This is a genomic window from Neisseria sp. HMSC070H10 (assembly GCF_001837635.1).
Lineage (GTDB): Bacteria > Pseudomonadota > Gammaproteobacteria > Burkholderiales > Neisseriaceae > Neisseria > Neisseria subflava_A.
This window is the reverse complement of sequence record NZ_KV833384.1, coordinates 55,961-75,081: the sequence shown is the minus strand read 5'-3', so window position 1 is coordinate 75,081 and position 19,121 is coordinate 55,961. Positions and strand designations below refer to the sequence as shown.

16 protein-coding genes are annotated in these 19,121 nt (G+C 48.3%); 6 read left to right on the top strand and 10 right to left on the bottom strand.

The window, feature by feature from the left end; genetic code table 11:
* Positions 1-34 precede the first annotated feature (34 nt).
* Both pdxJ and recO read right to left on the bottom strand, forming a co-directional pair.
* Entirely contained in the window at positions 35-763 is a 729-nt protein-coding gene (gene pdxJ, locus HMPREF2606_RS08615; RefSeq protein WP_070711954.1) for a pyridoxine 5'-phosphate synthase, read from the bottom strand.
* 69 nt (positions 764-832) lie between these two features.
* Complete coding sequence (gene recO, locus HMPREF2606_RS08610; RefSeq protein ID WP_049335205.1) at positions 833-1,576, bottom strand: DNA repair protein RecO; 744 nt, start codon at positions 1,574-1,576, stop codon at positions 833-835.
* 140 nt (positions 1,577-1,716) lie between these two features.
* Between recO and HMPREF2606_RS08605 the strand changes: the two genes are divergently transcribed.
* Positions 1,717-3,147 carry a patatin-like phospholipase family protein gene (locus HMPREF2606_RS08605; protein WP_070843531.1) on the top strand — a complete coding sequence of 477 codons (1,431 nt, stop codon included), beginning with the start codon at positions 1,717-1,719 and terminating at the stop codon, positions 3,145-3,147.
* 113 nt (positions 3,148-3,260) lie between these two features.
* Positions 3,261-3,995: an epoxyqueuosine reductase QueH gene (locus HMPREF2606_RS08600; RefSeq protein WP_004520363.1), complete on the top strand. Its 735-nt coding sequence runs from the start codon at positions 3,261-3,263 to the stop codon at positions 3,993-3,995.
* 51 nt (positions 3,996-4,046) lie between these two features.
* Here HMPREF2606_RS08600 and HMPREF2606_RS08595 read toward each other — a convergent pair whose 3' ends face one another.
* Positions 4,047-4,379 (bottom strand): hypothetical protein, encoded by a 333-nt coding sequence (locus HMPREF2606_RS08595; protein WP_039862332.1) that lies wholly within the window; start codon positions 4,377-4,379, stop codon positions 4,047-4,049.
* A gap of 391 nt (positions 4,380-4,770) precedes the next feature.
* Between HMPREF2606_RS08595 and nrdA the strand changes: the two genes are divergently transcribed.
* The 4 genes from nrdA to yfaE all read left to right on the top strand — a co-directional run bounded on the left by nrdA (position 4,771) and on the right by yfaE (position 9,572).
* Positions 4,771-7,050: a class 1a ribonucleoside-diphosphate reductase subunit alpha gene (gene nrdA / locus HMPREF2606_RS08590; RefSeq protein ID WP_070843530.1), complete on the top strand. Its 2,280-nt coding sequence runs from the start codon at positions 4,771-4,773 to the stop codon at positions 7,048-7,050.
* Between the two features lie 40 nt (positions 7,051-7,090).
* Positions 7,091-7,954 (top strand): DUF4393 domain-containing protein, encoded by an 864-nt coding sequence (locus HMPREF2606_RS08585; protein ID WP_070711949.1) that lies wholly within the window; start codon positions 7,091-7,093, stop codon positions 7,952-7,954.
* 79 nt (positions 7,955-8,033) lie between these two features.
* Positions 8,034-9,167 (top strand): class Ia ribonucleoside-diphosphate reductase subunit beta, encoded by a 1,134-nt coding sequence (gene nrdB, locus HMPREF2606_RS08580; RefSeq protein ID WP_141756537.1) that lies wholly within the window; start codon positions 8,034-8,036, stop codon positions 9,165-9,167.
* Between the two features lie 105 nt (positions 9,168-9,272).
* On the top strand, positions 9,273-9,572 hold the full coding sequence (yfaE, locus tag HMPREF2606_RS08575; RefSeq protein ID WP_070711947.1) for a class I ribonucleotide reductase maintenance protein YfaE: 300 nt from the start codon (positions 9,273-9,275) through the stop codon (positions 9,570-9,572).
* A 77-nt stretch (positions 9,573-9,649) separates the two neighbouring features.
* On the opposite strand, the gene HMPREF2606_RS08570 is transcribed toward yfaE, so the two are convergent.
* The 7 genes from HMPREF2606_RS08570 to gshA form a co-directional block, all read right to left on the bottom strand.
* Positions 9,650-10,219, bottom strand: a complete 570-nt coding sequence (locus HMPREF2606_RS08570) for an acetate uptake transporter (RefSeq protein WP_070711946.1) — start codon at positions 10,217-10,219, stop codon at positions 9,650-9,652.
* A 134-nt stretch (positions 10,220-10,353) separates the two neighbouring features.
* Positions 10,354-11,103 carry a type I 3-dehydroquinate dehydratase gene (gene aroD / locus HMPREF2606_RS08565; RefSeq protein WP_070711945.1) on the bottom strand — a complete coding sequence of 250 codons (750 nt, stop codon included), beginning with the start codon at positions 11,101-11,103 and terminating at the stop codon, positions 10,354-10,356.
* A gap of 27 nt (positions 11,104-11,130) precedes the next feature.
* Positions 11,131-12,972 (bottom strand): excinuclease ABC subunit UvrC, encoded by a 1,842-nt coding sequence (gene uvrC / locus HMPREF2606_RS08560; protein WP_070843529.1) that lies wholly within the window; start codon positions 12,970-12,972, stop codon positions 11,131-11,133.
* Between the two features lie 64 nt (positions 12,973-13,036).
* The gene (gyrA, locus tag HMPREF2606_RS08555) at positions 13,037-15,808 is read right to left on the bottom strand and encodes a DNA gyrase subunit A (protein WP_070843528.1); all 2,772 of its coding nucleotides are present in this window, start codon (positions 15,806-15,808) and stop codon (positions 13,037-13,039) included.
* 127 nt (positions 15,809-15,935) lie between these two features.
* Entirely contained in the window at positions 15,936-16,418 is a 483-nt protein-coding gene (locus tag HMPREF2606_RS08550; protein WP_049351048.1) for an acyl-CoA thioesterase, read from the bottom strand.
* 114 nt (positions 16,419-16,532) lie between these two features.
* Entirely contained in the window at positions 16,533-17,603 is a 1,071-nt protein-coding gene (gene corA, locus HMPREF2606_RS08545) for a magnesium/cobalt transporter CorA (protein ID WP_070843527.1), read from the bottom strand.
* A gap of 102 nt (positions 17,604-17,705) precedes the next feature.
* On the bottom strand, positions 17,706-19,064 hold the full coding sequence (gene gshA / locus HMPREF2606_RS08540; RefSeq protein WP_070843526.1) for a glutamate--cysteine ligase: 1,359 nt from the start codon (positions 19,062-19,064) through the stop codon (positions 17,706-17,708).
* Positions 19,065-19,121: the final 57 nt, after the last annotated feature.

The following is a 19,121-nucleotide window of genomic DNA, read 5'->3' as shown; positions in this document are numbered from 1 at the left end:
AAGCAAACCGCTTTAGCCTGTATGGCTGATGCCGTTAAGGCAGCATTCTGGCTCTGAACATGACTTCCTTCATTTGGCGGACAGCTTCTGGCAAGCCGAGGAAGAGTGCTTGGGAAATCAGCGAATGACCGATGTTCAACTCGCGGATGGCGAGAATTTGAGCAATCGGCGTAACGTTGTGAATGGTCAGGCCGTGTCCGGCATTGACGACCAAACCCAAATCGCTGGCGTAATGCGCACCGTTTTGAATGCGCTCGAATTGTTTCATCTGCTCGGCATGGCTGTGCGCATCGGCATATGCGCCGGTGTGCAATTCGATAACGGGCGCGCCGACATCATAAGCGGCTTGGATTTGCGCGTTGTCGGCATCGATAAACAAGGACACGCGGATGCCTGCGTCGGTCAGGATTTTGGTGAACTCGGCCACTTTATCCTGTTGCGCCAATACATCCAAACCGCCTTCAGTGGTCACTTCTTGACGTTTTTCAGGAACGATGCACACATCTTCCGGCATGACGTTGAGCGCATTTTCCAGCATTTCTTCCGTCAGCGCCATTTCCAAATTCAGACGCGTGCGGATGGCGTTTTTAACGGCAAACACGTCCGCATCTTTAATATGGCGGCGGTCTTCACGCAAGTGCATGGTAATCAAATCTGCGCCGTGGGTTTCCGCAATCAGCGCCGCTTCGACAGGGCTGGGATAAATCGTACCGCGCGCATTGCGGACGGTGGCAATATGGTCGATGTTTACGCCTAACAACATAATAATGTCCTTTCATTAAAGTTTCAGACGGCCTGAGCCTACTCATATCACAGGCCGTCTGAAAAAAATTCAACTGCCCAAGCCAAACTGCTGCAACTGCTGCAAAACCTGCCGAGACTTGATGCCCTCGGGCAGAAGGTTGTCAATCAAAAGCCGCGTCACTTTCAAAGCCTGCCCCAGACTTTCCTGATGAACGAAACTGCCTTCCCTCAAATCAATTAACGTCGCGCCCAATACGGCAACGCCCTTATTGAGCGCATGGAAACGGTCGGCCTCGGCCAGGGGAACCACAGCCTCTTCCGGTGTGAGCCAATAAGTTTCTTCACCGTTGATTTCATTTCCGTTGCCGTCATGGAACAAATCGGGGGCAAAGCCCAAGCGTGTCAGCAGCGACCATTCAAAACGGCGCAAAGTGGCAATATGGTTGGCCTCGCAACAGATGGTTTTCATGGTCTTTGCCAAAACATCATAAAGCTCGGGCAACGGGTCTTCGCGGACGGTCAATTTCAGCATCAACTCGTTCACATACAATCCACTGAACAAAGCCCTGCCCTGCGGCTGCGGCCAACCGCCTATCCATTCGGCGCGATGCAGGGTCTTCAACTCTTGCGAACCATACCAAGACGCGCTCACCGGCACAAACGGCACCAACACGCCGCGCAATTCGCTCTGCCGTTTGCGCGCACTTCTGGCCAACAAAGCCACCCGCCCATAACGGCGGCTGAAAGCTTCCACCCACAAGCTGCTCTCGCGCCACGGGGCGGAGGCAAGCAGAAAGATAGGTTCGTGGTTGATGCGGTTTGGTTGCGCCATAAGGGTTTGGAAAGATAAAGATTGTGTCGATTATAACGGAAAATCGACGCAAAAAGGCCGTCTGAAAATCCGCCTTCTATAAAGGCCGTCTGAAAACCTTTATAATCCGTTTTGAATGAACAACTGACTTTCCTGTGTTTATGCCGAAATTCCCTTTTAAATCTGCCCTTTCCCTGCTCTCCGCAGCCCTATTATCCGCCTGCTCGCTGGTGAAATATCAGCCTGTTGCCGGCATTGATACGGTCGACCTGCAGCGCGGCTACCGCTTTGAAACCAGCCAACTTCAGCGCAACAACGAAGACGATACGCTTATTGTATTGATGTTCTCCGGCGGCGGTACCTTAGGTTACGGCGTTTTGGAACAGCTCAACAAGCAGCAGGTAACCATCGGCGGCAAAAGAAAATCCTTGCTGGCCAACGTCGATGTCGTTGTTGGCGTATCCGGCGGCTCGGTTTTGGCGGCTTATTTTGCACTCAAGGGTGAAGAAACCATTCCCTTGTTTTATAAACGTTTCCTACACCAAAACTTCCAACGCCAAGTCGTCAAACAGGCATTCTCCATGTCCAATCTGCCCCGACTGGCCTCGCCTGAATACGGACGCGGTGATCTGTTGCAGGAGCAGTTTGAAAACTACCTTTTCGGCAAAACCACTTTCCGCGATTTGGAAAAAAATGCCAAGGGCCCGTTTGCCATCATTTCCGCCACCGATATGGGCATAGGCGAGCGTTTCAATTTCACGCAGGAATATTTCGACCCGATGTGTATCGACTTGGGCGACTTGCGACTTGCCCGCGCCGTCGCAGCTTCAAGCTCCGTGCCTATGGTATTTGCACCGATTACCCTAAACAACAACGGCGGACGCTGCAGCTACACGCCGCCGATCAAAATCGAAGATGCAGACGACAGCGAAACAGGCAGACAACAAAGCCGCACCATAAAAGAATTTTACGAGCGCTTCCAAAAATACGCAGACGGGAAAAACCGACCCTACATCCACCTGATAGACGGCGGCCTGACCGACAATCTGGGTATGCGTAGCCTTTTGGATATGACGGAAATGTACCCGGAAAAAATCCTGACAAACAAAATCCTGCAAAACAACATCCGCCATATCGTCGTCATCAACGTCAATGCCCAAAACCAAGTCAGCAGCAATTTGGACAAAACCGCGGCCGTTCCCGGTTTCCGCGACGTCGTCTCCTCCATCGTCAATATCCCCATTGACCAAAACTCGCAAGAATCCCTGCGCCGTTTCCGTGCCTTCGTCGATCAGTGGAATAAAGACAAACAAACCGACGGCATCGGCTTCTCCTTCGTCAGCCTTAACCTCAAAGACCTCCCTCCTTCCGAGTTGAGGGAAAAAGTATTGAATATTCCGACCAGTTTTTATCTGCCGCCGGAAGATGTGGACAACCTGCGTACCGCCGCTGCCGAACTGATGAAGCAATCGTTGGACTACCGCAACCTGCTGACAGAATTCGGAGCGCACCCCAATCCAGACACCATCTTCGCAGCCCCGCCTCTGGATGAACAAGAGTTCAAGCCATTGAACGAAAAGAAAAAGCAGTAACAAACTGTTCCATAAAGTATTGCTCTGTTAAAATAGACAAATAGATTTCAACCCCTTCAGACGGCCTCAGAGATAAAGGCCGTCTGAAAAAATATCAAAAACAGAATACAACCATGACCGAAAAAACCACGCCTATCGTTACCGATATTGACCGCCCTATTCTCGTTCCGCCCGGCGGCCATAAAAAAGTCCTGCTGCATTCCTGCTGCGCCCCATGTTCCGGCGAAGTGATGGAAGCCATGCTTGCCAGCGGCATCGAATACACCATTTATTTTTACAACCCCAATATCCATCCACACAAAGAATATATGTTGCGCAAAGAAGAAAATATGCGCTTTGCGGACAAATTTGGCATCCCTTTTGTCGATAAAGACGATGACTACGAAAACGACCGTAAAGAATGGTTCGCCAAAGCCAAAGGCATGGAATTCGAACCCGAACGCGGTATCCGCTGCACCATGTGTTTCGACATGCGTTTTGAAAAAGCGGCGCAATACGCCCATGAAAACGGCTTTCATGTCTTCACCAGCTCACTGGGCATTTCACGCTGGAAAGACATGAAACAAATTAACGGCTGCGGCCATCGCGCTGCCGAGCCGTACGATGACTTGGTTTATTGGGATTTCAACTGGCGCAAAGGCGGCGGCAGCGCACGCATGATTGAAATCAGCAAGCGCGAGCATTTCTACCAACAAGAATATTGCGGTTGCGCCTACTCCCTGCGTGACTCCAATGCCCACCGCAAATCGCAAGGCCGCATCCCCATCAAGCTGGGCGTGTTGTATTACGGTGATGAATCCACCCAATACGAGCCTCAAGCCGAAAACAAAATCATTGTTGAGAAATAAATATCAAAGGCCGTCTGAAACATTCAGACGGCCTTTGTTTAAATCAGACGATTAACGGCGGCGGAATTTGCCGTGATCAAAATCATCAAATGCCTGATAAGCAGCTTGGCATTGAATTTTTTGCTCGGCATAAGACAAACCGCGGAACGCTTTTGCCGCTTTACGGTTTTCCCTCAACTCGGCCTTATTGCCTTTGTAGCGATACCAAGCGGCACGGCGCTCAAGGTATCTCTTACAAGCAGGATGCAATTTGTTTTTCTTTGCCTGCTGGTGTTTGCTCACATGATGGCCATGCGGTTTGGCCGCAACTTCGGCAGAATAAGTACCCAAGCTCAATACGGCAACCGCCGTCAGTGCGGAACCTAAATTTTTCAACATTAACATGATTCGCCTCCTAAATAGTTTTTCCATTATATGTTTCGCCAGGGCACCGGCAAAACGCCCATTTTTTACATGACAAAAATGTGGTTAATTACTACATCATACTACTTGCTTTGCAAAATTTAACACTCCTTCCATTTAGACGAAACCTGAATATAAATTTCTTTATTTCATAAGCCTCTAGCCAATGTCTGGCAAAATGTGATGCAAACGCAAAATAATGCCAAATCGCCACAAAGCCACATAAAATCTAGTTTAAGCCTCCCATCCCCTAATCCACACCCCGAAAAAAGCGCATTGTCAAGTCTAGTTAAACAAAGAAAAATACATTATATTGTGCCGTTCAAAGCAATCACATACCGTATCTTGTGTTTTTTAATGGGAAGACTGAACAATGAATGCAGCAACGAATATTAAAGTAACCAAACGCGACGGACGCTTGGAAGATATCAATTTAGACAAAATCCACCGTGTTGTTACTTGGGCGGCGGAAGGCTTACAAAACGTCTCCGTATCGCAAGTCGAGCTCAAATCACATATTCAGTTTTACAACGGTATCCGTACCGACGACATCCATGAAACCATCATCAAGGCCGCGGCCGACCTGATCTCACAAGATACGCCTGATTATCAATATCTGGCCGCCCGCCTCGCCATTTTCCATCTGCGTAAAATCGCTTATGGCGAATTCGAACCGCCCCACCTCTACGATCACGTTAAAAAACTGACCGAAGCAGGTAAATACGACCGCCACATCATCGCAGATTACAGTCGCGAAGAATTCGACGAGCTGAATGCCTATATCGACCACAGCCGCGATATGACCTTCTCTTATGCAGCCGTAAAACAGCTGGAAGGCAAATATCTGGTTCAAAACCGCGTTACCCGCCAAATTTATGAAACGCCGCAGTTCTTATATATTTTGGTCGCCATGTGTCTCTTCAGCAAATATCCGAAAGAGACCCGTTTGGATTACGTCAAACGCTTTTACGATGCCGTTTCCACATTCAAAGTATCGCTGCCTACACCTATCATGAGCGGCGTGCGTACGCCTACCCGTCAATTCTCAAGCTGCGTATTGATTGAATGTGACGACAGCCTCGACTCCATCAACGCCACCACCAGCGCGATTGTGAAATACGTTTCCCAACGCGCAGGCATCGGCATCAACGCCGGCCGTATCCGTGGCTTGGGTAGTGAAATCCGTGGCGGCGAAGCACAACACACTGGCTGTATCCCATTCTTCAAAATGTTTCAAGCGGCGGTTAAATCCTGCTCGCAAGGCGGCGTACGCGGTGGCGCGGCAACCTTGTTCTACCCATTGTGGCACATCGAAGCCGAAAGCCTGTTGGTATTGAAAAACAACCGCGGCGTAGAAGACAACCGTATCCGCCAACTGGACTACGGCGTGCAAATCAACCGTCTGCTGTACACCCGCTTGATCAAAGGCGGCAATATTACCCTGTTCTCGCCGAATGAAGTTCCGGGTTTGTATGATGCCTTCTTCGCCGATCAAGACGAATTCGAGCGCCTCTACACTCAATACGAGCAAGATCCAAACATCCGCAAACGTACTTTGCCGGCAACAGAATTGTTCTCTACCCTGATGCAGGAGCGCGCCGGTACCGGTCGTATCTACATCCAAAACGTTGACCACTGCAACACGCACAGCCCGTTTGATCCACACGTTGCGCCTGTTCATCAGTCCAACTTGTGTATGGAAATCGCCCTGCCGACCAAGCCTTTGGATAACATCAACGATCCGAACGGCGAAATTGCCTTGTGTACCTTGTCTGCCTTCAACTTGGGCGCATTGAACAACTTGGACGAACTGGAAGAGCTTGCCGATTTGACCGTACGCGCACTTGATGCACTGCTGGATTATCAAGACTATCCGGTTGCAGCAGCACGCACCGCAACCATGAACCGCCGCACGCTTGGTATCGGCGTCATCAACTACGCCTACTATCTGGCGAAAAACGGCGTACGTTACAGCGACGATTCCGCGCTCGGCCTGACCCACCGTACCTTTGAAGCCATGCAGTATTACCTGCTCAAAGCATCGGTAAACCTTGCCAAAGAATACGGCGCATGCCCGCTCTTCAACCAAACCGTTTATTCGCAAGGCAAACTGCCTATCGACACCTACAAAAAAGACTTGGACGCCGTGTGCAACGAGCCTTTGCATTACGACTGGGAAAGCCTGCGCGCTGGCATCGTCAAATACGGCCTGCGCAACTCTACCCTGACCGCACTCATGCCGTCTGAAACCAGCTCGCAAATTGCCAACGCCACCAACGGCATCGAGCCTCCACGTGGCCTGGTCAGCGTTAAAGCATCAAAAGACGGTATTTTGAAACAAGTCGTACCGGAATTTGAAACCCTGAAAGATGCCTACGAAACCCTGTGGCAGCTTCCGGGTAACGAAGGCTACCTGAAACTCGTCGGTGTAATGCAAAAATTTGTCGATCAATCGATTTCCGCCAATACCGCCTACGACCCGAACAAATTTGAAGGCAGCAAAGTTTCCATGAAACAAATGCTCAAAGACCTGCTGACCGCCTATAAATACGGCGTCAAAACCCTGTACTACCACAACACCCGTGATGGCGCAGACGATACGCAGACCGATATTCAAGATGACGGCTGTTCGGGCGGGGCTTGTAAGATTTGAGCATGTTAAAGATTGTTGAAGATTTCTAAGAAAATTGGATATGAGTATTATGGATACAACAGTTGTAACTGTTTTAACAGCAGGTGTCACAACGTTATTGACAAAGGGAGCTGAAGCACCGGCTCATACATTAAATTTAGTATGGAAGCAAGTATTTGGTTCTTGTGATTTATGGTTGGAAAAACAGCAACTGAAAAGGAAAAAAGAGTTAGATGATTTTAGTAATAGACTTAATGAAAATTTAGAAAAAATTCCTCAAGAAGAAATTCAAGAACCGAAATATAGTATTTTGGGGCCTGTCATCGAAGCATCTCAATATTACCTTGAAGAAGAGGAGCTTAGAGAAATATTTGCGAAGTTGGTATCAGCCTCTTTCGATGCTAGGAATAATGGAAAAATCCATAATAGCTTTGTTGAAAAAGTTAAGTCTTTGTCGTCCGATGATGCGAAATTACTTCAATTAATGAAAGAGTCAAAAAGTGTAGCGATTGGAAAATATTATATTGAAGATAACAATGGGGATGGATACTATGATCTTAGTTCAATTGTTTGCCTTGTACTTGGAGAAAAGAACATAGAAAAAATAGCTGTATCCATAGATAATTTAGTTCAATTAGGTTTGGTACAAATTGATTTAGATAAATATTTTACAAATGACAAAGTATATGAAGATTTTTACACCACTGACTTGTTTATGGATTTAAGTAGAAATAATCTAGTTACGAATAGGAGATTGGAAGTTCAAAAATTATTAGAAAAATATCCTAAAGATAAAATTGCTTCGGATAATAATGTTTCTATTTCAGATATCGAAAATTACTTAGTAGAAAAGGAATTAAAGTTAAAAAAAGGTATATGTGAATTAACTTCAATGGGGAAAGTATTTGTGGATATATGTTGTTAATTTATATAATAAAATGTTTTTTTAAGATGTAAATTCTATTCTTAGGAAGAGAAATACCATGTCCTGCGAACACTTAACCATGTCATACAGCACCTTTTCCAAAACCAAAAACGACGCGCTGAAAGAGCCGATGTTTTTTGGTCAGCCGGTGAATGTTGCCCGTTATGACCAGCAGAAATACGAAGTATTTGAAAAACTGATTGAAAAGCAGCTGTCGTTTTTCTGGCGTCCGGAAGAAATCGACGTGTCGCGCGACCGTATCGACTATGCGAACTTGCCCGAACACGAAAAACATATTTTCATCAGCAATCTGAAATACCAAACTCTGCTCGATTCGATCCAAGGCCGCAGCCCAAATGTTGCGTTCTTGCCTTTGGTGTCGATTCCCGAGCTGGAAACTTGGATTGAAACGTGGAGCTTCAGCGAAACCATTCACTCGCGCAGCTACACTCATATCATCCGTAATATCGTGAATGATCCTTCGGTCGTGTTCGATGATATTGTGCAAAACAAATACATCATCGCCCGTGCTGAAGACATTGCCTGCTATTACGATGATTTGATTGAATACACCCAGTATTACAATCTGCTGGGCGAAGGCACGCACAATGTCGGCGGCAAGCTTGTTACCGTATCTTTGCGCGAGTTGAAGAAAAAACTCTATCTCTGCCTGATGTGCGTCAACGTATTGGAAGCCATCCGCTTCTACGTTTCATTTGCCTGCTCGTTCGCCTTTGCCGAGCGCGAATTGATGGAAGGCAACGCTAAAATCATCAAGCTGATTGCCCGTGACGAAGCCCTGCATTTGACCAGCACCCAGCATATGCTCAACCTGATGCGTGCCGGTGCCGATGATTCTGAAATGGCTGAAATTGCCGATGAATTGCAGGACGAGTGCTTCAACCTCTTCAAAAAAGCAGCCGAGCAGGAAAAAGAATGGGCTGCCTATCTGTTTAAAGACGGCTCAATGATTGGCCTGAATAAAGAAATTCTGGCTCAATACGTTGAATACATTACCAATCTGCGTATGCAGGCGGTTGGCCTTCCTGCCGGATTTGAAGGTGCGACTCAAAATCCGATTCCTTGGATCAACGCATGGTTGTCTTCTGACAATGTACAGGTTGCGCCACAGGAAGTAGAAATTTCCTCTTACCTGATTGGTCAGATTGATTCGGAAGTCAATGCCGACGATTTAGGCGATTTCGAGCTGTAATCGAACATTCGGTTTTATGATCAAGGCCGTCTGAACGGTGTGGCAGAAATCTTTGATTTCGTCTTTACACCGTTTCAGACGGCCTTTCCAATCCAAACAAATCATATGGCACTCATCAGCACACACGACAAAACCTTCCAACTCCAACAAGGCGAAACCTTATTGGAGGGCTTGGAGCGCACCGGACACGAGGTTGAATACCAATGTCGCAGCGGCTATTGCGGTTCATGCCGGGTCAAAATCTTGGATGGGAAAGTCTCTTATGATAATTTTCTGCTCGCTTTTGTCGCGCCCGGAGAAATTTTGCCGTGCTGCTGTCGGGTTACCGAAGACATCAAGCTTGATTGTCGGGAGCGAATTAAAGAGCCGGATTTATTTGATGTCGATTTATTTGAAGACAAATAAAAAATGCCGTCTGAACATTGCGGTCGAAATCTTTGATTTCATTTCCACCGTTCAAACGGCATTTTGTTTAAGCAACCTTATTTACGCTCGCCAACCGGCAAAACAGTACGGCCAAAAGATTCGTTGATGACCTCTGCCGCTGCCAAGTAGAACGCACCAAGTGCAGTTACCAAGCCTAAGCAACCGCCGATATGGACGATGCTATGATTTTCCATGCCATCGCCAATACCCAATGCAAAGAAAGTCAGTGTCAAGAAAAAGAAAATACCGCTCAATACTTTAGGCTTGGTCAAGGTGGCCACAAACATCATCAGCGAAAACATACCCCATGCGCAAAGATACCAGCCGATAAATGCCGGAGCTGTTTCACCTTTGAAAAAGATGGTAAACAAAGCCCATGTCCACCAGAAGGCGCCATAGCTGATAAAAGCGGTAAAGCCAAACGTATTGCCTTTCTTGAACTCAAACATACCGGCAATAACTTGGGCGATACCACCAAAGGCGAGAGCCATGCCCAAAACTAAGCCGACACCCTCTTGAGCAGTAAAAAAGCCGCCGTTAATCAGACTGAGCAACCAAGTTGTCAATGCAAAGCCACACAGGCCTACTGGACCTGGGTTCGCCAGGTTTTCTTTAGTAGTAGTCATTTTATTTCTCCTCTGGTTATTAAAATAGGAAACCCATTGTTACCTATTTTATTTAAAATTAAAAGAAATAAATTTAAAAAAATCAGGCCGTCTGAAAAATATTTTTCAGACGGCCTTGAATATTAATAATTAAACTATCCCAAAATCGCTAAGATTTTCCTTAATTCGTTGGCATCAATTTGGCCGGGGGCCGACGTTTTTCCTGCAGCACCAAAGGTAACGGCCGAGCCGAAAGTCGAGCCGGCCAAGCGGCTGACGGCTCCGGTTTGACCCATGGACATAGTAATAATCGGGCGGTCGATAATTTGTGAAACATCATATGTTGCCTGCAATAAAGTCAATACATCTTGCGGCGATTGCGGCATGACGGCAATTTTGCAGATATCCGCGCCCCACTCGGCCATTGTTTTCAGACGGCCTGTAATGTCTACTAAAGACGGCGTGGCCTGGAAATCGTGATTGCAAAGTAAGGCGGCAGTCTGATACTCATGCGCCAAAGCAATGGTTTGTTTTACGCCGCCTTCCTCGGCAAAAAGCTCGATGTCGATAATATCGGCTTGTTTGGAACGGATGATTTTTTCCAATAATTCAAAATAATAGTCGTCAGAACAAGGCATATTACCACCCTCTTGCGCCCTTCTAAACGTAAACAGCAAAGGCTTGTCAGGAAAAGCCTGTCGGACAATGCCTAATTGCTCGACAATAAAATCGGCATTAAGCGCTTTTTGGAAAAAATCCGCACGAAATTCAATAATGTCAAAAGCCGTCTCTTTCAATACGCGCAAAGCCTGCTCCAATTCCTGCGTATTGGCAGCCACCAGCGGCACGGCAATTTTAGGCAGACCTTTGCCGATCTCGATATTTTTGATGATGACAGATTTCATATTGTTCCTTTTTGCTGTTCAAGCCAATCAGTGCAGATGCTCGTAAATGGTTTCCGCCAAGGCTTTGCTGATACCTTCCACTTTTTCTAAATCCTCGCGGCTGGCTGCAATCACGCCGCGCAGGCCACCGAATCGGGTAAGCAATGCTTGGCGGCGTTTGCTACCGATACCGGGGATTTCGCTGAGTGAGGAAGTAACGCGCGCTTTGTCGCGTTTTTTGCGGTGGCCTGTAATGGCAAATCGGTGCGATTCATCGCGTACGGTTTGCAATAAATGTAAAGCCGGGCTGTTGGGCGGCAGGCGGAAAACTTCTCCGGTAAAAGGCAGAATGAGTTCTTCCATGCCGGCTTTGCGCTCGAGGCCTTTGGCGATACCGACCAAAGGAATGTGTAGCCCGAGTTCTTCCCATACCGATACGGCTACGCCGATTTGCCCTTTGCCGCCGTCAATCAACACGACATCCGGCCATTTGACGGCCTCGCCGTTGGCTTCGGCTTCCTGCATTTTGCCGTAACGGCGCGTCAACACTTCGCGCATGGCGGCGTAGTCGTCGCCGGGTTTGGCGGTGGTGATGTTGTAGCGGCGGTATTGCGAAGGCTGGATGTTTTGTTCATCGTACACAACACAAGACGCAATCGTGGCTTCGCCTTGCGTGTGGCTGATGTCGAAGCATTCAAGGCGATTGAGGCCGTCTGAATCCATGCCGAGGATTTTGGCCAGTTCGTCGATGCGGTGTTGCTGGCTGCTTTGTTGCAGGCGGCGTTGGGCAATCGCCATTTGTGCATTTTGCTCCGCCATTTTCAACCAGACTTTGCGTTCGCCTATGGTTTTGGTGACAAATTGCATCTGTTTGCCGTGTTCGCCTTCCAAAGCCTCTTTCAGCGCATCGGGAATGGGAAAGTTGCTGATGATGATGTCGGGTTTGCTTTTGCCCAGATAATGTTGGGCGACAAAGGCTTCGGCGTAATCTTGTCCGTTTGGTTCGGGATCGTTTTTGGTGTCGGGGAAAAAGCTTTTATCACCGACGTGCCGCCCGCCGCGTATGCTGACCCAGTGTACACAGACCAGGCCGTCTGAAACCGCCAGTGCGAGCAAATCGATATCGTTTGGATTGTTCGGATTTTTGCTGTCGATAAACTGATTACTCTGCATGATGCCGAGCGCTTGGATTTGATCGCGGTAACGGGCGGCTTCTTCAAACTGTAAATTCGCGGCGGCAGTTTGCATTTTGTGTTGCAAGGTGCGCGTCAATTCATCAGTTTTGCCATTGAGGAAAGTCGCGGCTTCACGCACGCTGTCGCGATAATCTTCTTCGCTGATGTGGCCGACACAAGGCGCGGTACAGCGTTTGATTTGGTAAAGCAGACAAGGACGGTCGCGATGCTCGAATACGCTGTCTTCGCAGGTACGCAGCATAAAGACTTTTTGCAACACCTGAATGCTGTCGCGCACGGCGTTGCTGTTCGGATACGGACCGAAATATTGATTAGGCTTTTTCAGCGTGCCGCGGTAATACGCCATTTGCGGATATTGATGGCCGCTGAGCATCAAATAAGGATAGCTTTTATCATCGCGGAAAAGGATATTGTATTTCGGCGACAAGGCTTTGATGAAGTTGTTTTCGAGGATCAGCGCTTCGGCTTCGGAACGCGTGATGGTGGTTTCGATATGGTGAACCTGTTTTACCATCAATGCGATGCGCGGCGAATGGTCGTTTTTTTGGAAATAGCTGGAAACGCGCCGCTTGAGATTGACCGCTTTGCCGACATACAAAACATTGTTGTCTTCGTCAAAAAAACGGTACACGCCCGGCAGATTGGGCAGATTTTTCAGAAAAAGAGGTAAATCGAACGGTTCGGTTGCGCTCACGGGATTTTCTTTTGGAATAAGCAGGCCGTCTGAAAACTTTTCAGACGGCCTTTTTCATTGACGTTTAAGATTCTTGAGACGAAGTATCTTCAGCTTCTACCACTTGGTTTTCGGCTGCATCGCTTTCTAAAGGGGATTCATCTTCAGCCTCTTCGGCCACACGCTCCAAGCTGACCAAGGTTTCGCCTTCATCCAGATTAATCAGACGCACGCCTGCGGCAGCTCGGCCGGTCTCGCGGATTTGCTCAACTTTGGTACGAATCAGGACACCGCCGCTGGTAATCAGCATCAGGTCGTCAGTTTCGCTGACCAAAGTGGCGGCAACCAAATCGCCGTTGCGCTCGCCGGTATTGATGGCGATATTGCCTTGGCCGCCTTTGTTTTTACGGCTGTAATCGGCAATCGGGGTACGTTTGCCATAGCCGTTTGCCGTAGCGGTCAATACTTGCAAGTCGCTTTGCTCGGCCTCGGGGGCGAAGGTAATCAAGCTGACAATCTTGCCATCGGCCGGCAGGCGCATACCGCGCAAACCGCCGCTGCCGCGACCGGACGGACGGACACCGTGTTTGCCGCTTGGCAATGCGTTTTCGGCATTTTCATCATCCAGGCCGTCTGAATCTTCGTTTTCGGTTTCGATATCTGCATCTTCTGCTTCATCGTTACCGGATTTTTCCCAATATTCGTTAAAGCGGATGGCTTTGCCCAAGTTGGAGAACAACATAATGTCGTCCGCACCGCCGGTTTGCGCTGCGCCGACCAAGTAATCGCCTTCTTTAAGCGCGATGGCTTTAATGCCTTGGCTGCGGACGTTTTTAAACGCAGACAGTTGGACTTTTTTCACCATGCCTTGTGCGGTGGCGAAGAAAACGTATTGATCTTCCGGGAACTCACGGACAGCCAAAATCGCGCTGACTTTTTCGCCTTCTTCCAATTGGATGACGTTGTTAATCGGACGACCACGGCTGTTACGGCCGCCTTCCGGCAGTTTGTACACTTTAATCCAATGGCACTTGCCCAAATTGGTAAAGCACATCAAATAATCATGCGTATTGGCAACAAACAGGGTTTCGATAAAGTCTTCGTCTTTGGTTGCCGTTGCCTGTTTGCCGCGGCCGCCGCGACGCTGCGCCTGATAATCGGTAGTCGGTTGGGTTTTGATGTAGCCGCCATGAGTCAGGGTAACGACCATTTCGCGTTGCGGAATCAGGTCTTCATCGGCGATATCGCCGCCAAACGGATTAATTTCGCTGCGGCGTTCATCGCCGAAGTTGGCTTTGATGTCTGCCAATTCTTCGCGGATGATTTGGGTAACGCGCTCAGGTTTGGAAAGAATATCCACAAAATCAATGATTTTACTCATTAGATTCTTATATTCGCCGACAATTTCTTCCTGATCGAGACCGGTCAGGTTACGCAAGCTCATGCGCAAAATGGCATCGGCTTGCAATTCGCTCAGGTAATAGCCTTGGCTGTGCAGGCCCAAATTCTCTGGCAAGCCTTCAGGGCGCATCATGTGCAGGTCTAAATCGGTACGGCTGAGCATGTCTTCAACCAAGCTGCTGCGCCATGGGCGGGACAGCAGTTTTTCTTTGGCTTCCGGCGCATTGGCAGATTCTTTGATCAGACGGATGATTTCGTCGATATTGGACAAAGCAACTGCTTTACCTTCGGCAATATGGCCTTCATGACGCGCTTTTTTCAGGCGGAATAAGGTACGGCGGGTAACGACTTCGCGACGATGGCGCAGGAATTCGGACAGGATTTGTTTCAGGTTCAGCAAGCGCGGCTGGCCATCAACCAAGGCCACCATATTAATACCGAAACTGTCTTGCAGCTGGGTCAGTTTGTAGAGTTGGTTCAAAACGACTTCGGCATTTTCATTGCGTTTCAATTCGATCACGACACGCATACCGGATTTATCGGACTCGTCGCGCAGGTCGGATACGCCTTCCAGCGTTTTTTCGCGTACCAACTCGCCGATTTTCTCAACCAGCTTGGCTTTGTTTACTTGATATGGGATTTCATCGATAACGATGGCTTCGCGTTCACCGTTTTTACCGATAGGCTCGATATGGGTTTTACCGCGCATCACTACACGGCCGCGGCCGGTTTTATAGCCTTCGCGCACGCCGCTCAAGCCGTAAATAGTTGCGCCTGTTGGGAAATCGGGCGCTTGGATGATATTGATCAGCTCGTCGATTTCAGTTTCAGGCTCGTCCAACAAACGTAGGCAGGCATTGATGGTATCGCCCAAATTGTGCGGCGGGATATTGGTTGCCATACCGACGGCAATACCGGACGAACCATTGACTAACAGCGCAGGGAAACGGGTCGGCAATACCAGCGGCTCATGTTCGCTACCGTCATAGTTGGGGCCGAAATTAACGGTTTCTTCCTCGATATCCGCCAGCATTTCATGGGAAATTTTTTCCATGCGGATTTCGGTATAACGCATGGCTGCTGCAGCCAAGCCGTCGACAGAACCGAAGTTGCCCTGACCGTCGATCAGCACATAACGCATGGAGAAGTCTTGTGCCATGCGGACGATGGTGTCGTAAACGGCTGTATCACCGTGAGGGTGATATTTACCGATAACGTCGCCGACGATACGCGCCGATTTTTTATAGGCGGAATTCCAGTTGTTTTTCAACTCGTGCATCGCGTACAACACGCGGCGGTGTACCGGCTTGAGACCGTCGCGGACATCCGGCAGGGCTCGGCCCACAATCACGCTCATGGCGTAATCGAGGTAGCTCTTGCGCATTTCGTCTTCAAGGCTGACAGGCAGGGTTTCGAGTGCAAATTTATGGTCGTTGCGGATGGTTGCGTCGGTCATGATTATCTGTAATTTCGTATGGCAAAAATCTTGTTGATTCTACCACAAAACAAGCGGTTTATGGCTTTTGCGTGAAGGCCGTCTGAAACAGGGTTTCAGACGGCCTTCATTATTTAATAAATTTAATTTAGTTACAGCCAGAATCTTTGTCCGCAGCCTGCAGACTCAACTCTTTACGCTTTTTAGCCCTTTCATAACGGCAGCGTTGGCGCGGTGTATTGATTTCCAAAGGTGGGACAGGAACCGGCTTACCGTCTTCAACAGCAACCATGGTGAAGTAGCAGCTGTTGGTATGACGCACTTCGCCAGTGTGGATGTTTTGCGCCTCCACACGGATACCGACTTCCATAGAGGTACGGCCGGTGTAGTTGATACTGGCGTAAAAGGTTACCAGTTCGCCGACATGAATGGGCTCTTTAAACAATACTTTATCAACAGACAGAGTAACGCAATAGGTACCGCTGTAACGGCAGGCGCAGGAATATGCCACTTGATCAAGCAGGCGCAGAAGATCGCCACCGTGAACATTGCCGCTGAAGTTTGCCGTATAAGGCATCATCAGCTCGGACATGATCAGTTCATGGGAAGGTAGTTGGCGTTCCGGTTTCATAGTTTCTTCTCCTTTTGATATTTATTTTTAAATTGTCTGAAAACTTCAGACTGCACGTGTGCCAAATCATTCTACCGTTTTTAAACGTTGGATTTCAATCCCTTGCCTACCCGTTTACAGCCATTTTCTACGCGAAAAGAAAATCAGCAGTCCGATGATGATGCACAGCATCACACCCAAAACCATGAAATAGCCGTAATGCCAATGCAGCTCGGGCATATTGTCGAAGTTCATGCCGTAAATGCCGGTGATGACGGTCAGCGGCATAAAGATGATGGTAATAACCGTCAACACGCGCATTTGCTGGTTCATGCGGTTAGATTGGAAGGAAAGATAAATGTCCATCATGCTCAACACCATATCACGCGAGGCATCAAGCGATTCGATAAGCTGCATATTGTGGTCGTATACGTCGCGCAGATAGACGGTCGATTCGCCTTTGAAAATAGCAAAATCGCCGCGCACGGCCAGTTGGTAGAACACGTCGCGCAATGGCAAAAGCGTGCGCCGTAGACGAACGGCATCGCGCTTGAGGCGGTGGATCTTACTGAGAATATCGCTATTTTCATTTTTAAACAGTGACTTGTCTATTGCTTCGACACGGTTGTTGTACGACTCCAAAACAATGAAATAGTCGTCCACAATACGGTCAAGCAGGCAATAAGCAAGAAACGCCGTATTTTTGTTCAAAATATTGTGCGGATTTTCGTGCATCTGCCGGCGGAGATGGCTGAACAAGCCCAACGGTTTTTGTTGGAAAGACAACACAAAATCTTTGCCGATAATCACATACACTTGGTCAGAATGGAGCTTGCCCGTGGAGGTATAGTGGTAAACCTGTGCGGCAGTAAACACATAGTTGCCGTAATCTTCAATTTTCGGACGCTGTTTGCGGCTGAGAATATCCTCAATAACCAGCTCATGAATGCCGTAAGGCTCAAGCGCGTGTTTGAGCAAAGCAGCATCATTGATACCGACAAAATGTAGCCAGTTGATTTGACCTTCTTGCGGGCGGGCAATATCGGGCAAGTTTTTTCCGGCAAGATAATCATGCTGAGCAAAGGTATCGGCGGAATACAAGGTTTGATGGATAGCAGAACGCGGCGCATTGTCGGTATTGCTGCGCTGCATGGTTTGGTCTTGCAGATTGTCGGTTGTCTCAACTGGATTGGCTGGTTTGCTCATAAAAATAAATCATGTTTTTTTAGTTAGAATGAATTGTACAGACAGAAAAGGCCGTCTGAAAACTGATTTTCAGACGGCCTGACAATATTGATCCACGTTTTATTAGGCTTGAGGTGCGGTTTTCTCCAACTCCAATGCAGCGGCAAGCAAGGACAGGCGCGCCATTACGCCGTAAACGTAGAGGCGGTTGTGTTCGTTGTCCACGTCGCAGTCTTTTTCAGAGCGCGGCATGCCGAGCGAGTCCCATTGTTCAAATACGCGCTTGCAGGCTTCGGGCGCTTCTTGGGAATTGTCGCCACTGCCGGTGGGAATGCTGTTGGACAGTGGCACAAATACCATACCGCCGGCGTTGAGGTTTTCGTCCGCGCCACGGCCTTCGTGTACACGGAAGAAACCGCCGATAACGAAACGGTCCATCATATACACAACGGGTTCGCACACGGCGCCGTTCATGGTTTCGTAAGTATAAATACCTTCTTGGACAATAACTTCGCTAACTTCCAAACCTTCTTTGACTTTCGCCATTTTATTGCGGTTTTTACGGTTCAAGCCGCGCACTTCATTTGCAGATTTAACGCTCATCACGCCCATGCCGTAAGTACCTGCATCGGCTTTCACAATAACGAAAGGCTGGTCGGCAATACCCAATTCGTCGTATTTGGCTTGAATTTTCGCCAATACACGCTCTACCGCGCCTGCTAATGCATCCTCGCCTTCACGCTCTTGGAAATCCAAACCGCTGATTTTTTCAAAATAAGGGTTAATTTGCCATTCATCGATGTCAATCAACTTGGCAAAGTCGGCAGCAACTTGGTTATACGCGCCGAAGTGTTCGGTTTTACGGCGAGTCGTCCAGCCGCCATGCAATGGAGGCAATACGGTTTGACTGATGTCTTTAAGGATTTCAGGGATGCCCGCAGACAAGTCATTGTTCAACAAAACAACGCAAGGCGAGAAGCCATCTGCGAGATGTACACGCTCACGGGTACGCAATAAAGGCTCAAGCAAAATTTTGTCGCCCAACGCAGTTTCAAACTCGGTTGGCTCAGTCACTTCCGGATTCAGGCTGCCCAAGCGCACCTCGTATCCTGCCGAACGCAAAATCTCGCTGAGTGCGTAAACGTTTTGCAGATAGAATGTGTTGCGCGTGTGGTTTTCAGGAATAATCAATACGGATTTTGCCGTTTCACATGCGCGCTGTACCGCATCTTGCGCGGCAACCGCCGCCAGCGGGATAAAGTTGGGATTCAAATTATTGAAGCCGCCCGGAAACAGGTTCATATCGATAGATGAAATTTTGTAACCGGCATTACGGATGTCAACCGAACCATAAAATGGCGGACGGTGTTCGTTCCAATGCGAACGGAACCATGCTTCGATTTTGACATGATTGGCAAGGACTTTTTTCTCAAATTCCCGTAATTGAGTCAGATGCTCAGGAGCCATTACCGGTAATTTCATTCTCTATACCTCTTGGTAAGTGTGGATGTTGAGTGAGAATGATAGAACTTTTTAGTG